Annotated in this window: 19 protein-coding genes; 9 read left to right on the top strand and 10 right to left on the bottom strand. The window is 65.1% G+C overall.

The features are described 5' to 3' along the window. The first annotated feature begins 171 nt into the window (after positions 1 to 171). The 5 genes from nifV (at position 172) to nifM (ending at position 3,829) form a co-directional block, all read left to right on the top strand. Positions 172 to 1,320: a homocitrate synthase gene (gene nifV / locus KFB96_RS21875; RefSeq protein ID WP_213456816.1), complete on the top strand. Its 1,149-nt coding sequence runs from the start codon at positions 172 to 174 to the stop codon at positions 1,318 to 1,320. Positions 1,321 to 1,339: 19 nt separating this feature from the next. Then, complete coding sequence (locus tag KFB96_RS21870) at positions 1,340 to 1,882, top strand: hypothetical protein (protein WP_213456818.1); 543 nt, start codon at positions 1,340 to 1,342, stop codon at positions 1,880 to 1,882. A 258-nt stretch (positions 1,883 to 2,140) separates the two neighbouring features. Continuing rightward, positions 2,141 to 2,485: a nitrogenase-stabilizing/protective protein NifW gene (gene nifW, locus KFB96_RS21865; protein ID WP_213456820.1), complete on the top strand. Its 345-nt coding sequence runs from the start codon at positions 2,141 to 2,143 to the stop codon at positions 2,483 to 2,485. Further along, positions 2,469 to 2,960 (top strand): nitrogen fixation protein NifZ, encoded by a 492-nt coding sequence (locus KFB96_RS21860; protein WP_213456822.1) that lies wholly within the window; start codon positions 2,469 to 2,471, stop codon positions 2,958 to 2,960. Before nifW ends, KFB96_RS21860 begins: the two co-directional genes overlap by 17 nt. Before the next feature lie 35 nt (positions 2,961 to 2,995). Beyond that, positions 2,996 to 3,829: a nitrogen fixation protein NifM gene (gene nifM / locus KFB96_RS21855; RefSeq protein ID WP_300970716.1), complete on the top strand. Its 834-nt coding sequence runs from the start codon at positions 2,996 to 2,998 to the stop codon at positions 3,827 to 3,829. A gap of 142 nt (positions 3,830 to 3,971) precedes the next feature. On the opposite strand, the gene KFB96_RS21850 is transcribed toward nifM, so the two are convergent. From KFB96_RS21850 to KFB96_RS27100, 3 genes are all read right to left on the bottom strand, one after another. After that, positions 3,972 to 4,418, bottom strand: coding sequence for a hypothetical protein (locus KFB96_RS21850; RefSeq protein ID WP_120797589.1), 447 nt, complete (start codon positions 4,416 to 4,418; stop codon positions 3,972 to 3,974). Positions 4,419 to 4,666: 248 nt separating this feature from the next. Continuing rightward, entirely contained in the window at positions 4,667 to 5,095 is a 429-nt protein-coding gene (locus KFB96_RS21845; protein WP_300970715.1) for a hypothetical protein, read from the bottom strand. A 68-nt stretch (positions 5,096 to 5,163) separates the two neighbouring features. Beyond that, on the bottom strand, positions 5,164 to 5,448 hold the full coding sequence (locus KFB96_RS27100; RefSeq protein WP_300971742.1) for an alpha/beta fold hydrolase: 285 nt from the start codon (positions 5,446 to 5,448) through the stop codon (positions 5,164 to 5,166). Position 5,449: 1 nt separating this feature from the next. Between KFB96_RS27100 and KFB96_RS21835 the strand changes: the two genes are divergently transcribed. The 4 genes from KFB96_RS21835 to tsaA all read left to right on the top strand — a co-directional run bounded on the left by KFB96_RS21835 (position 5,450) and on the right by tsaA (position 7,670). Further along, positions 5,450 to 5,674 (top strand): Trm112 family protein, encoded by a 225-nt coding sequence (locus KFB96_RS21835; RefSeq protein ID WP_213457061.1) that lies wholly within the window; start codon positions 5,450 to 5,452, stop codon positions 5,672 to 5,674. Between the two features lie 52 nt (positions 5,675 to 5,726). Continuing rightward, positions 5,727 to 6,308 carry a Slp family lipoprotein gene (locus tag KFB96_RS21830; protein ID WP_213456828.1) on the top strand — a complete coding sequence of 194 codons (582 nt, stop codon included), beginning with the start codon at positions 5,727 to 5,729 and terminating at the stop codon, positions 6,306 to 6,308. A gap of 97 nt (positions 6,309 to 6,405) precedes the next feature. After that, the gene (locus KFB96_RS21825) at positions 6,406 to 6,939 is read left to right on the top strand and encodes a Slp family lipoprotein (RefSeq protein ID WP_213456829.1); all 534 of its coding nucleotides are present in this window, start codon (positions 6,406 to 6,408) and stop codon (positions 6,937 to 6,939) included. A 251-nt stretch (positions 6,940 to 7,190) separates the two neighbouring features. After that, the gene (tsaA, locus tag KFB96_RS21820; protein WP_213456831.1) at positions 7,191 to 7,670 is read left to right on the top strand and encodes a tRNA (N6-threonylcarbamoyladenosine(37)-N6)-methyltransferase TrmO; all 480 of its coding nucleotides are present in this window, start codon (positions 7,191 to 7,193) and stop codon (positions 7,668 to 7,670) included. A gap of 152 nt (positions 7,671 to 7,822) precedes the next feature. Here tsaA and KFB96_RS21815 read toward each other — a convergent pair whose 3' ends face one another. The 7 genes from KFB96_RS21815 to KFB96_RS21785 all read right to left on the bottom strand — a co-directional run bounded on the left by KFB96_RS21815 (position 7,823) and on the right by KFB96_RS21785 (position 14,021). Then, entirely contained in the window at positions 7,823 to 8,533 is a 711-nt protein-coding gene (locus tag KFB96_RS21815) for an SDR family NAD(P)-dependent oxidoreductase (protein ID WP_213456833.1), read from the bottom strand. Positions 8,534 to 8,548: 15 nt separating this feature from the next. Further along, positions 8,549 to 9,160 carry an NAD(P)-dependent oxidoreductase gene (locus KFB96_RS21810; protein WP_213456835.1) on the bottom strand — a complete coding sequence of 204 codons (612 nt, stop codon included), beginning with the start codon at positions 9,158 to 9,160 and terminating at the stop codon, positions 8,549 to 8,551. 375 nt (positions 9,161 to 9,535) lie between these two features. Continuing rightward, entirely contained in the window at positions 9,536 to 11,359 is a 1,824-nt protein-coding gene (locus KFB96_RS21805) for a RyR domain-containing protein (protein ID WP_213456837.1), read from the bottom strand. A gap of 14 nt (positions 11,360 to 11,373) precedes the next feature. After that, entirely contained in the window at positions 11,374 to 12,159 is a 786-nt protein-coding gene (locus KFB96_RS21800) for a hypothetical protein (protein ID WP_213456839.1), read from the bottom strand. Then, the gene (locus KFB96_RS21795) at positions 12,137 to 12,598 is read right to left on the bottom strand and encodes an OsmC family protein (RefSeq protein ID WP_213456841.1); all 462 of its coding nucleotides are present in this window, start codon (positions 12,596 to 12,598) and stop codon (positions 12,137 to 12,139) included. The genes KFB96_RS21800 and KFB96_RS21795 overlap by 23 nt, the downstream gene beginning before the upstream one ends. 350 nt (positions 12,599 to 12,948) lie before the next feature. Continuing rightward, positions 12,949 to 13,434, bottom strand: a complete 486-nt coding sequence (locus KFB96_RS21790) for a gamma-glutamylcyclotransferase (protein WP_213456843.1) — start codon at positions 13,432 to 13,434, stop codon at positions 12,949 to 12,951. Further along, entirely contained in the window at positions 13,434 to 14,021 is a 588-nt protein-coding gene (locus KFB96_RS21785; RefSeq protein WP_300970713.1) for a DJ-1/PfpI family protein, read from the bottom strand. Before KFB96_RS21785 ends, KFB96_RS21790 begins: the two co-directional genes overlap by 1 nt. Position 14,022 lies beyond the last annotated feature (1 nt).

Here is a 14,022-nt window from a genome sequence, read left to right as displayed (position 1 = left end):
GGCTCAAGCTTCTGCAATGCCGTTGAATCTGCGACAGCACCCCGGCAAGGCCCTGTCGCAAAGGCTCCAATCCGAGACTCGGATGCGCGCAAGCCTCTGTTCATGAACGCTAATATTTAATGGCCCGATGGTTGCTTTGATCTGAATTCAAACGTCTCCGAGGAACCGGGCATGGAACCGCAACAGGTCACGATCAACGACACCACCCTGCGCGACGGCGAGCAATCCGCCGGCGTCGCCTTCTCGATCGAGGAGAAACTCGCGATCGCGCAGGGTCTCGACAGGCTCGGCGTGCCCGAGCTCGAGGTCGGCATCCCGGCGATGGGAGAAGAGGAGCGCGAGTCGATCCGCGCCGTCGCCGCGCTCGGACTGCGCGCACGCCTGATGGTCTGGACGCGGATGCGCCCCGCGGACATCGCGCAATGCCGTGACCTGGGCGTCGACATGGTGGATCTGTCCATCCCGGTCTCCGACCAGCAGATCACCCACAAGCTCGGACGCGACCGCGCCTGGGTCATCGCGCAGATTCGACACCGGGTCGGGGTCGCACTGGACATGGGGCTCGAGGTCTGCGTCGGCGCCGAGGATGCCTCGCGCGCCGATCCGGAGATGCTCTGGCTCGCCGCGGAGGCCGCCCAAGATGCCGGCGCCCGACGCTTCCGCTTCGCCGACACGGTCGGCCTGATGGATCCCTTCGCGGTCTACGCGCGCATGCGCGACCTGAGGGCCATGGTGGACATCGAGATCGAGATGCACGCCCACGACGACCTCGGGCTGGCCACTGCCAACAGCCTGGCGGCGGTGCGCGGAGGTGCGACGCACCTCAACACCACCGTCCACGGGCTCGGCGAGCGGGCGGGTAATGCCGCGCTGGAAGAGGTGGTGATGGGGCTCAAGCACATCCACGGCATCGACAGCGGGATCGACCTGCACACCTTCGCGGAGCTCTCCGGGCTGGTCGCGCGCGCGTCCGGCAAGCCGGTCGCTTGGCATAAGAGCCTGGTCGGAGACGGCGCCTTTACCCACGAGTCCGGGATCCACGTCGACGGTTTGCTGAAGGATCCTCGGAACTATCAAGGCATCGATCCGGCCGAGGTCGGGCGCCGGCATCACCTGGTGCTCGGCAAGCATTCCGGCCGACACGCGGTCCGCCAAGCCTATGCCGATCTCTTGCGCTGCGAGCTGGATCTCGACGAGGCCGACCGGCTGCTTCCCTTGGTCCGGCGCTTTGCGTCCGAGAGCAAGCGCGCGCCCGAGGCCCCGGAGCTGATGGGTTTCCTCGTCGAGATCGGCAACCCTTGGGCCGTGCGGGTCCAGTAGGCCGGAGAGGAGAAGCCTGATGGATCTCTTGGATTTCGACGGCGAGCCCATGTACTTCGACGAGCCGGTCTCGCCGGAGGTGGAGCGGCTCCTCGAGGAGGCAGCGGAGGGCTACGGCGACGACACCGCCGAGGATCGCCTGCTGCTCGCCTATTTTCTCCAGCCCGAGCACCTGACCGTCTTGGTCTCGCTCTATCGCTATTTCTACTACAGACACCGATACCGCGAGGCCCTGATCACGGCCGATCGCGCGATCGCGCTCACCGCGGCCCGCCTCGATTTGCCGACCGACTGGCACGACTTGCGCGAGGCCGATCTCGGGCAGTCCGTGCTGATCTCGATGAGCCTGACGCGATTCCTGCTGTTGGCGCTGAAGGGCTCGGGATACCTCCTATTTCGCCTTGGCGATGCAGCGGGCGCACTGAAACGCTTTGAGAAGATCGCCGAGGTCGACACCAGCGATCGGCTCGGCATCGGCGAGCTGCATGCCATGGCGCGGTCTGCGGTGACTCGATCCGAGCTTGAATGCGCGGGGGGAAATGTACGGTACTTCAAGGGCTAAACCGCAAGTCTTGAACAAACCGTCGCAGCATTCTTCGTTGTCGTTGTCGTTGTCGTTGTCGTCCGGAATCCGATGACGACAACGACAATGAGCAAAGCCTGGAGCTCGTGACACCCGCTCTGCGGTGTCAAGCATGCTCCGCGCCACGCGACTCGATTGCCGGAGTCACCAAGAAGGCATCAAGGGTGCTAGCTCGGCTTCAAACACCGTATTTTGTTTGAGATGCGACTCAATCATGCCACCAAGACGGAGACAACCATGACCGACAATGAATTCGACCTCGACCTCGAGGAGCTCTCCAGCGCCGAAGATTTTCTGACCTATTTCGAGATCGACTTCGATCCGTCCGTCGTCCATGTCAATCGTCTGCATATCCTTCAGCGCTTCCACGATTATCTGGAGCAGGTCGACGAGATGCCCGATTCGGGGATTGCCCGTCGCGCCCTGTATGCGGATCTCCTCAAGTCGGCCTATCGCGATTTCGTGGTCTCCGATGCCGCGACCGAGAAGGTCTTTCGCGTCTTTCGAATGAACGAGCCCAAGAGCGTGCGGGTCGCGCTCAGCGACCTGACGGAGCAGATGCCCAATGCGGCCCGGCTTTGAGTATGGCGACGAGGTGCGCGTCGTGCGCAACGTGCGCAACGACGGCACCTTTCCGGGGCGCCCGACCGGAACCCTCTTGATTCGGCGCGGCAGTACCGGGTTCGTGCGCGACATCGGGACCTTTCTCCAAGACCAGATCATCTATTCGGTGCATTTCCTGGAACACGACCTGGTCGTGGGCTGCCGCGAGGAGGAGCTACAAGCCGCCGCGGCACCCTGGACGCCGAGCCGCTTCGAGGCACGCGAGAAGGTCGCCAGCCGCGTGCCGCTCGGCATTCAGGGCAAGGTCTTGGTCGAGGCCGGAGAGATCGGCGAGGTGATGCGTGTGCTGCGCGATCATCCGGCCGGAGTCGCCTACGAGGTTCATTTCGCGGATAGGCCGACGCTGCAGGTGCCCGAATCCGCATTGATCGAGTCCGCCCGCACCGAGGGCGTGACAGCGGACACGCCGGAGCGGGAGGCCGAAGCGCAGTGACCACGATATCCCTTCGTCAACCGCCGGTCGCGTCGATGAACGACGAGTATCGCTATCACCTGCTGCGCGCGGCGATCGAGCGGTTTCAATGCGATCTGGTCGGCTTGGATGCGCAGCGGATGGCCGAGGTCGAAAGCCAGGCACGCCGGACCTTCGCGCTGGAAAGCCTGGTGCTGTCCTCGTGCGAGGCGCTGGATGCGGTCGTGCCGGAGCAGCGGATCGAGGACGCGCTGCAGGAGCTGCGGGGCCGCTATCCCGACACGGACGCCTTCGAAGAGGACATGGCACGCAACGGCCTGAGGGAGGACGTCATGCGCCGCGCGCTCCTCCGCGAGCTGACCTTCGACGCCGTCATGCAGCGGGTGGGCACCTACGCCGAGCCGATCACCGAGATCGAGGAGCGGCTCTTCTACGAGCTGCATCGCGAGCGTTTCCAAACCCCGGAGCGCCGCGCCGCGCGCCACATCCTCATCACCGTCAACGACGATTATCCGGAGAACGCCCGCGACGCGGCGCTCGCGCGGATCGAGCGGATCGCGGCCGAGCTGAAGGGCCATCTCGAGCGGTTCGGCGAGCTGGCCCGTCGGCATTCCGAGTGCCCGACGGCAACAGAGGATGGAAACCTCGGACTCGTCAGACCCGGCCAACTCTTCCCGCAGTTGGACGCGGGCCTATTCAGGTTGCGGGCGGGGGAGGTGAGCGGACCCCTGAAGTCCGACCTCGGCTTTCATCTGCTGCTCTGCGAGCGTATCGAGCCGGCAAGATCGGTGGACTTCGAGCAGACTCGGGAGAAGATCCGATCGGCACTCGAACAGCGGAGCCGGCGCGAGGCTCAAAAAGATTGGATTGCGTCTTTGCGGCAGGAGTGAGCGACGATTCAGCAACAAGGTGAACACCTTGATGAACGCTGCCGAACACGTCGTTCGTTTATTTTTTGATCGTTCCAGAGGTGGTTTCCGGGACAGGCCCCAGCGATTCAATGGCGGCCGAGAGGCCGCCCAATCACCCCCGCTACGCCACCTTCTTATCTGACCCTTCGAGCTTCCGGATCAGCGGATAGAGATGCTCCGTCTCGCGCTGAATGCGGTCCATCACCAGCGCAAACATCTGCTCGGTATCCTGCAGAAACGAGGGATGATCATCGATGGTCAAGGAGCGACGCTTCTGCGAACACCACTGCTTCACATAGGAATTGAAGATCCGTTTGATCTCGGTCGAGCCGGAGAGAAAACGATTCGCGGTGTTCTTGACCTTTTGATCCGGGTTGGAGATGAGCTGACTGCAGATCTCCCGATCGACGAGCTCCATATGCTCTTTGACGCGATTGGTCAGATCGAAGAAGACGTCGCACGTGACATCCGTATCGCACATGGAACGGTCTCGAACCAAATAGAGAAAGACATTCGAGAGCTCCGTAATCTTGTGGTTCTGCGCGTGTAATTCGGCGAATGCGACCATGGTAAAACTCCTCCGGTCGATAGGTAATAAACTTGGTGGTTCGAGGCGCTTCGGCCGGGCGGCCGGTTTTCTTGTGGTGACCTAGGGTACAGGCTGCGATCGATGTCGCAGCTCCAGTAAACCATAGCGCTTTTGGTAGTTTACGCGAAACCAAAATCCAAGAGTAGCCTGCGCCGGATCAAAAAATATCGGGCACCGGCCCGTCGGCATGGCCAGAATCCCCGGCATTAGTATGGTTATTGGGGTCATCAAACCGCGACGAGCGGAAAGGTGACGGCGACGGCGCACGCGAATGCAATCGCATTCGCAACGGCGGCGACGGCCGGATGGCGGGTGCGGCGGTACACCCAGCCGCTCAGGAGGCCGTAGATCAAGAACAGCACCAGTATCGCCGGCACAATGATGACCAAAAAGAACAGCTCGTTCAGATTCAGCGCCACCGCGGCGAGCAGCGAGATCAGAAAGAGGAGCTTGGTCAACCAATATCCGCCCCGTGCCGCTCCGGGTCCACGGGTCGCCCATTCGTCCGCGAGACAATAGACGAGTGTTCCGACGAAGATCGCGAGCACCAAGTGCAGACGCTCCAAACCCGGCAGCAAGGCCGTCACGAACCGATCCGTCGGGACGGCAAAGGCGAGTGTCGCATAGCCCGATGCGGCGAGGATCGCGATCGCCATCGCCGATCGGCTCACCGGGCCATGCCGAGCCGGCCCCGCGGGGCGCATCACCCACACGCCGAGTGCAGTCAGGAGGCCATAGACGGCGTGGAATTGCGCCCGTGTCCGGGGAAATCGAAGGTGACGGCGAGATAGCCGTTGCGCGCCAGGGTCACCGCGTATGCCTGCATCATCTGACGAGACCCCGCGAACCCGTGCGCGATGACCACGACCGGGCGACATGCCTTGGTCCCCGGAAAATGCAGGGACACCGTCGGCTTTTCAACGCATCGCCGACAACCATCGCTGGTTGTGTCTCCTTCCGGAGCGGTAGAATCGGGAATCGACCTTACAGCCTTGCGGAGATCCACCATGCTGGACAAACAACTGCTCGACATCCTCGTCTGCCCGGTCACCAAGGGTCCGCTGATCTTCGACAAGGCGCGCGGAGAGCTGATCTCGATCTCGGCGCAGCTCGCCTATCCGATTCGCGACGATATCCCGGTAATGTTGGAGGATGAGGCCCGGCCACTCTCCGCCGACGAGCTCGAGGTCTACCGTGAGCGCCGCTCCGGCTCGGCCAAGACCAGCCATCCGTGACGCCCAAGGCGCGGCCGGCTCCGCGGGCGCTCCCGATCCGGTTTCGGGTCGGATGGCCGACCGCGTTTCGGCCAGCGCCCTGATGACCCGACGCCGCACACTCCGGATCGCCGTCGTCGCGCTGCTCGTGCTCGGCGGATGCGCCACCGGCCGCGTGCCCGAGGCGATCCGCGACCCGGCACTGCCCTCGCCCGCCGTGACCGAGGTCCAGCAACGGCCCGAGACCTTCATCGGACAGCGCGTGCGTTGGGGCGGCAGTATCCTGAAGGTGCACAACGCCCCGGAGTCCACTCGGATCGAGATCCTTGCCCGCAGCCTGAGCAGGAGCGGCGAGCCCGACGACGACGCCCGCGGCCAGGGTCGCTTCATCGTCGAGCTGCCCGGTTTCAAGGATCCCGCGGAGTATCCGAAACAACGTCGTTTGACCGTGGTCGGCCCGCTGGTTCGGATGGAAACCCGCGATGTCGGCGAATACCCCTATCCCTATCCGGTCGTCGCGGGCGATGTCTGGTATCTCTGGCCGGACCCGCCGACCGTCGCCGCCCCGTTGCCGTACGACTATCCCTGGTATCGTCCTTGGTACGGCCCCTGGTACGGGCCTTGGTCGGGTCCGTGGTACGGACCCTGGTATTAGAGGTGACGCGCAGATGAGCACACACCCACGATCAAGCCCGGCTTGGCCGAGGAGACGTCTGTCCGCGCTCGGAGGCGCCGCCGGACGGACAACATGGATGCTCGCAGGGCTTCTCCTCGCGCTCGCAGTGCTCGGCGGCTGTGCAAGCCGGCAAGGTTGCGTCGAACCGGTCGGCGCCTCGGGGCTGACGCCCAAGAGCGTCGGCGCGCTCGGTCAGGGCGAAGGCGCCGTGGTCACCTGGGGAGGCGTGATCGCCGACACCCGCAATCTCCCCCGGGAGACCGAGATCGAGACGATCGGCTACCGGCTCGACCGCTGCGGGAAACCGACGACGAGCGGCCAACCCATCGGTCGGTTCATCGCCAGCCAAACGGGTTTTTTGGAGCCCTCGGACTATCGCCCCGGGCGCCGCATCACGGTCACCGGCCGCATCGGCGGCGTGCGCGACGGTCAGGTCGGCGAGGCAAGCTACCCTTTTCCGGTCCTGGAGGACGCCGTGGTGCGCCTCTGGCCCGACGAGGCCGGCGACGACAGGGGCGGATGGACGCCTCGTCTGACGCCTTATCTCGGAATCGGCTTCGGCAGCGGAGGCTTCGGGGGGATCGGCGGCGGCATCGGCCTCGGCTTCTGAGTCGCGTCCCGAGCGGTCGATAGCGGTTCGTCGTGGGGCGACGGCACCAGGCGACCAAAAGGTATCGACTGGACACAATTCAAAAACACCCGAAACACGTAGGATGGGTAGAGCGAAGCGAAACCCATCCAACCCGCGCCAAAGGCATCGGACCGAAACCCGGCAGCGCGGTGGTTTGGAGGATGGGTTTCGCCGAGGCTCTACCCATCCTACGCCGCTCGGGTAGACAAGGTCACCGTCATTGAGGCTTTATGACTATCGAATACACGCCGATCGGCACCATCCATTCTCCCTTTGCGGAGCCCACCGATATGCCGATTCAGCCAACCGGCGCGCTCGGCGTCCAGGGGACGATCGAGGTGCTCGAGGCGTTCCGGGCGGGTCTGAAGGATCTCGACGGCTTCTCGCACCTGATCCTGCTCTACCACTTTCACCACAGCCGCGGATTCAGTCTTCGACCGATCCCGTTTCTGGATCGAGAACCGCGCGGTCTGTTCGCGACCCGCGCACCCAAACGCCCGAACGCGATCGGCTTGTCGGTCGTGGGATTGGACAAGATCGAGGGCAGTCTGCTGTACATCACGAACGTGGATATTCTCGACGGAACCCCGCTCCTGGACATCAAGCCCTACGTCCCTGCGTTCGACACGCCGAAAGAGGTACGCACCGGCTGGTTCGAGAACGTCGCCTCCGCGGTCTCAAGCCACCGCTCGGATGACCGGTTTCAGTAGGGGCCGATGGCCTGGCGCCTCGTCCCGCGCGCACGAGGACAGCGCTCAGTGATCCGGGAGCAAACGACGGCAGGCCGAGACGGCGGATCGGGTTCTACCGCGACTCGCCGCTGCGGGTGCCCTGGCCGACCGCCCGGGTCGCCGAACCCGGGCTACCAGGGAATCGGCTCTCCATGTCGGAAAAAGCCGCCGCTCGGCCCGTCATCCGGGAGCGTCGCAGCCCAGACAATGCCCTCCGCCCCTTCCTCGACCGACAGTGGTGCCCTTTCGCCGCCCAAATTCGTGCGGACCCAGCCCGGACAGACCGCGTTGACCTTCACACCCGTGTCGCGCAACTCGTCGGCGAAGATCCGGGTGAGTGCATTGAGCGAGACCTTGGAGAGCCGGTAGCCCGGGCAGCAACCGTTCATCTCGTCGAGCTGACCCATGCCGGAGGAGACATTGACCACGCGACCTCGGCCATTCATCAAAGGGATCAACAGCTGGCAGAGCCGCAGCGGCGCCAGGGCGTTGGTCTCCATGCCGCGGCGCACCGTCTCCAGGTCTGCCGCAAAGACGCTGGACTCCTCTGTTCCGGGCTTGGGGTCGGGGACGATTCCTGCGTTGTTGACCAAGACGTCCAGCCGGCCGATGCCGCGAACCGTCTCGGCAAGGGCCTGAACGGATGATTCATCGATCACGTCCAGCGGTTGAAAGCGGACATCCCGACCCGCCGCTGCCAGGGCCTGCGCGGCGGCGCGGCCCTCTTGCTCACGCCGGGCGGTGAGGATCAGGGTATAGCCGAGGGCCGCCAGTCGACGGCTGGTTTCAAATCCCAGGCCGCGATTGGCGCCGGTCACGACGGCGACGGGTTTTTCGGACATCGTATGCTCCTGCGGTCAGCTCACCGCGGGGGTCTGGTGAATGAAGGCCGGATCGGTCAACTGCCGCAACACGAAATCCGCCACGTCGGCGCGGCTGATGCGCCCGCCTTTGATCGAACGGTCGCGGCCGAAACGGTAGGCGCCGGTGCGGGGACCATCGGTCAATCCGCCGGGGCGCACGATGGTCCAGTCGAGCCCGCTCGCCTTGATGAGCCCTTCCTGCTCTTCCTTGGCCATCATGATGGGTTTTAGCGTCAGATCCATGATGACGCGGAACGCCCAGCTGATCTGCTCGCGACTGTCTCCGACACCCAGCGAGGTCACCGCAACGAGACGGCGCACGCCGGTGTCGTGCATGCCGTCGAGAATGGTCCGGGTGCCGATCGCCTCGATCGGTTCTCGGCTCCCGTGCGAGCCCAGCACGCAGATCACGGCGTCGGCACCTTGGATGCAGCGGGTTGTCGCAGCCTGATCCAGGACATCCCCCGGGACCAAGGTCAGTCCTGTCTGCTCCGCGAGCTTCGAGGGGTCGCGCACCAGTGCCGAGACGACATATCCCTGCGCAAGGGCCTGTTCCAAAACCTGGCGTCCGGTTCCCCCGGTCGCGCCGAAAAGAGCGATGTGCATTGGGTTATCCTCGTGAAGCCGTCGTCGATCTACCGTCAGGTTACACCCCGCAGCCGGACCGCACCACGACACCGCCGCCGACAGCCGCCAGTCGAGCGGAACTGAGCGTCGAGCGGGTGTGAGCCAGTCTTACCGCCGAGGAGCAGAAGGCACTGCACGCGAGACGCAGGAGGACGCATGAAGAGCGCCGCGTCCACCACCCCGGCCGCAAGCGCCGTTGGCCGAACAGCTGGCCTATCGTTTCAGATCATCAGCCAGCGCTACGAGCAGGGCGCCACGATCATCACCTCCAACCGCGCATTCAAGCACTGGGCGGAGAGATCGACGCTCAATTCCGGTGCAACCCTGTGGACGCGCCTCGAGGCCATCGATCCATCAATACTCGAAATTCCAGTCGAGACCCGAACCACCCGGATCCAGTCGCACCCGCTTGTCGACCACGCCCTCGGGGACCCGATCACCCAGGATCAGACTGATGTCGACGCGCCCGGAAAGCCAGGTCGCCAAGTCGGCATCGCCGTTGAGGCTGATCCGCCGTTCGGCCCGCGCCGCGAGCGTCAAGAAACCACGTCGGTCGTGGGGATCGGGCAGCTCGGCAAGGACGTGCCCCAAGGGGCGCGGAAGCAGCAGAAAGAGCCCTACGCCCTGCTCGCGATCCATGGCTTCGCGCACCAGCTCGCGCGAGCGCCGATCGGTCAGGGTCGAGGCGAGCACGAGGGCACGATCCGGGTAACGGGCAACCAGTCGGTCGAGGGCCTGGTCGGCGAGCCGCCGCAACCGCATGCCGCCCGGACAGCCTGCAGCGGGCTGCGGGATTCCGACGATCAGCAAGCGCAGGATCCCGAGCCCCTGGCGTGCGAGCAGGGTCGGCAGACCGCGCACCGCAAAGCGATCCAGATCCTTCATCGGCTCGGAAAGATCGGCGTAGGGGATCAGCTGGGGGTGGTGCTTGAGCTGATTGTTCCGCACGGGGGCGTAGCTCCAGCCGTCGAGATGACGATCCGCGGCCCAGCGCTCGTGCTCGATGACGGCGAGCCGCTCGACCTCCAAGGGCGTCAGTACGAAGGACTCGACCATCTCCTCCGGCACCGCCCTGGCGTCGGTCACGGCGAGCTTGGCCCAGACGTGATCGGCCTGATGGCGGTTGGCCTGGCGATAGGATGTCGCCAGCAGCTCCCAGGGCTGACCGGCAGGCTCCAGCCCCGGATCGCGGCCTTGTGCGGCGATGCTGTCGCGATAGTGATCGTGGATGGTCCGGGCAACCTCGTCGCCGCGTCCGTCGAGCAGCACGGAGGCCCGGCAGACCTCGCGCAGATAGGAGACCGGGATGATCTGGCCGTCCCAATCCTCGATCCCGCCCCGGGCCGCTGCAGTCCCGACCACCTGCGGCAGACCGATCTCGAACAGGATCGGGGGTGAAACACCCTGAATGTCTGCAAGCTCGCGCGCGAGCTGCCGAACGGTCTCGACACCCTCTCCCGCCGGGTCCGGGAGACAGACGACGGCAAGCGTGACGGGCACGGCATCGGTCGGCGGTGCGCTGGACGCGTGTGTCTCCTGCGAGCATGTCTCGCGCAGCATGCTCGGGGTGTCCTCGATCGGGCCGAATCGAATGTCCGCGACCTCGGGTGCCTGCGGATAGGCGCCCAGGAACGCGGCACCGACCGCATCGCCGTCCGCGCAAACAATACTGATGCGCGGCCGGCCGGTCCCGTACTGGATCAGGCGCAGGGCATGCACCAGGATCGCCTGAGCCGGATCGGCAAAGCCGGCGATGAGCAGATGAGGCCGTTGGCCGAAGCGCGGGTCCATGCCGAGGTGCAGCGGCCAACGGTTCAGCAGGGCACGTGCGGCGCGATTGCGGATCGCGAAGGTCTCCAGTCGCAGGGATCCGTTCGGGTCCGGCACGGGAAGCGGCGGTGGCGGATCCTGTCCGTGCATGAGGATCAGGCGTTGGGTGGCTCGCCTCCGCCGGCCGCGCGGCTCGGCACGGGCAGCGATGGCTTCGACCAGCGCGGGCGCGTCCGGAGGATCGGCCAGGATGAGGGTTCGAATCCGTCTCGGATCGAGTATCTCCAAGCGCTGTGCATCGATCCGCAGGGCCTTGCGGCCCTCCAGGCGCAGACCCTCGACGACCAGATCCGCAAGCGGCCCGGGGCCGCAGACCAGGATGGGAAGCGGGCCGAAGGCAAAGGGCATCCCGTCTCGCATCCTCAGCGTGCGAGGGCCTGCTCGACGAGCGCAGGCAGTGTCTCGTGCGCGTCCGCCAAACCCGACACCTCGATCAGGTCGCGCTCGGCCTCTCCGACATCGACATCGGGAAGGCTCCCGCCGTCGCGACGCCGGTCGGCAAGCCGATCGGCAATGCCGCCGCTGCCGGCGAGCACCAGAACGCGACCGCCGGTCCGCAGTCGGTGCATCACATCCAGACGGGTAATCTCCCCGCCGGCCGCGACCAGCATCAGCGTCCCGCGCCCGCGGGCAAGGCGATCGGCCACGGCGCTGATCCAGGGCGACTCGTCGCCCCAGCCGTCGCCCGGCACCAGCATGAAGTGGGTGTGTTCGGGATCGAGCCGCGCCTTGCCCTCCTTGTCGACAGACTGCTCGGGCTTGGCCGTGTCGATCGCCACGGCGCCTTGCGGCGCGATCCCGATCAGCGGGAAGCGCGCCCCGGTGCTGCGGCGCGCCCGCCCCATCAGCGCCATGACACCGAAGGCGGTGCCCCCGTCGATGACGGCCGCGCCGAGCGCGTCGAGTTGCGGCGCGATCCGCTCGAAGAGTGTCAGCAGCGCGGGCGCCACCGCCTCGGACAGATTCGCGGCACCCCCGACCAAGACCAGAACGGGTCTCGGGTCGGTCAAGCCCACAGAGCTCAGTGCGGCGTCGATCTCGTCGGGCTCGGGGCACCCGTTCGGATCGGCGATCCACACCGACGGCGCGAGACCGGAGCGGTTGCTCGTCGCATCCAACGGCACCTCATTCCGTCTCGTGGAGGACATTGCCCGCTTCGTCCCGAAGCGTCACGCGCATGGGAATCCCCTGGCGAATGCTGGCCGAGACCACGCAGAAGTCCTCGAAGAGACCCTTGCAACGCGCGAAGCGCGGGGATGCGGTCACGGCCTCCCCGAGGATCAAGGTGATCTCCATCCGGCCGACGCGCAGCCGCTTCTTCTCGTTGCGGACCATGACGCAGACCGCCTCGGCACGCAGGCAATTGTCCGGCGGCTCCTCCTTGAAGACGCAATAGAGCAGACTCGCGCTCAGACAGTTGGCCGCAGCGGCGGCAAGCAGACGCGAGGCGTTCGGTCCCTTTTGCTCGCCCAACGGAGGCGGCTCGTCCATGAGCAGGTCCGCGGCGTGCTTCCAATCGAAGGCGACATTGATCTGAAAACCTTCCTGCTGCTCGAGATGGATCTTGAAACGGCCTTCTTCGGACATCGGGGTTGCTCCAACATGTCGGAAATAAATCGAGCACCGAATCCAGTCGTTGTCGTTGTCGATTACGATTACGATTACGATTACGATTACGACAACGATAAGGAACGATTCAAAAACAACCGAGACACGTAGGATGGGTAGAGCACAGCGAAACCCATCCAGCCCGCCCCAAGCGCATCAGCCCGAAACCCGGCAACGCGGCGGTTTGGAGGATGGGTTTCGCTGACGCTCTACCCATCCTACGCGTTCATCAAGGCGTTCACCTTTTTTCTGAATCGTCACTACGCGTGGGAAAGGTATTCTCTCGTCGAGTTGTTTGACTTACTTTTGAACCGTTCCTACGGCTCGGATCAAGCGGATGAGCGGACCGGCTCCGACTCGATCGGCTGCGCAACCGTCTGACGGCTCGCATCGCCGAGCCGCGAGGCGCGGGTCTTGGGATCCCGCACGCGGCGCACGCCGGCGGCGCGGATGGAGTCGGGATCCGCCACGAAGGTCCGCCAATCGCCACCCGGGATCAGCGGGCGATCACGCACGGAGCCGCGAAACAGATAGATCCAGGCCCGGCCGAACGGCGTCGCCAGCAGTCGGCGGTCGTAGAGTGCGGGATAGTCTTCGAGACGATCGAGCCGGCGCAGGCCGGCATGATCCACGGCGTAAACCTCGCCCCGGATCGCGGTTGCGCCGCCACGCACCGCGCCCGGATAGGCGCGGAGCAGATACAACGAGAAGCACGCCGCCGTGCGATGCGACCCGAGATACTCCGCCTGCGCGAGCAGATGGTGATTGACCTCTCCGCGCAGCAGGGTCCCGTAGACAAAGACCCGCTGTTTCATCAGGTTTCGATGCGGGTGCCCAGCAGATCGAGGAACTTGCGCATCCACTCCGGATGCGCCGGCCACGCCGGGGCGGTCACCAGATTGCCGTCGGTGTAGGCATTGGAGACGGTCTCGTTGACCTCGCACCAGGTGCCGCCCGCGCGCTCCACTTCGGGGCGCACGGCCGGATAAGCCGTGCAGCGTTTGCCTTCGAGAATCCCGGCGGCGGCGAGGATCTGCTGACCGTGACAGACCGAGGCGATCGGCTTGTCGCCGGCCGCGAAATGCCGGACCAGCTCGATGACGCGCGGATTCAATCGGAGATACTCGGGTGAGCGGCCGCCCGGGATGACCAAGGCGTCGTATTTGGCGGGATCGACCGTGTCGAAGTCGGCCGTGATCGCGAAGCGGTGCCCCGGCTTCTCGCTGTAGGTCTGGTCGCCTTCGAAGTCGTGGATCGCGGTGCGCACCCAGTCCCCGGGCTTCTTGTCCGGGCAGACCGTCCGGACGTTGTGGCCCACCATCTGCAGGATCTGAAGCGGTACCATCGCCTCGTAGTCCTCGACATAATCGCCGACCAGCATCAGGATCTTCTTCACCGCCATG

The organism is Thiocapsa sp. (assembly GCF_018399035.1).
Lineage (GTDB): Bacteria > Pseudomonadota > Gammaproteobacteria > Chromatiales > Chromatiaceae > Thiocapsa.
This window is presented reverse-complemented; position numbering and strand designations above follow the sequence as displayed.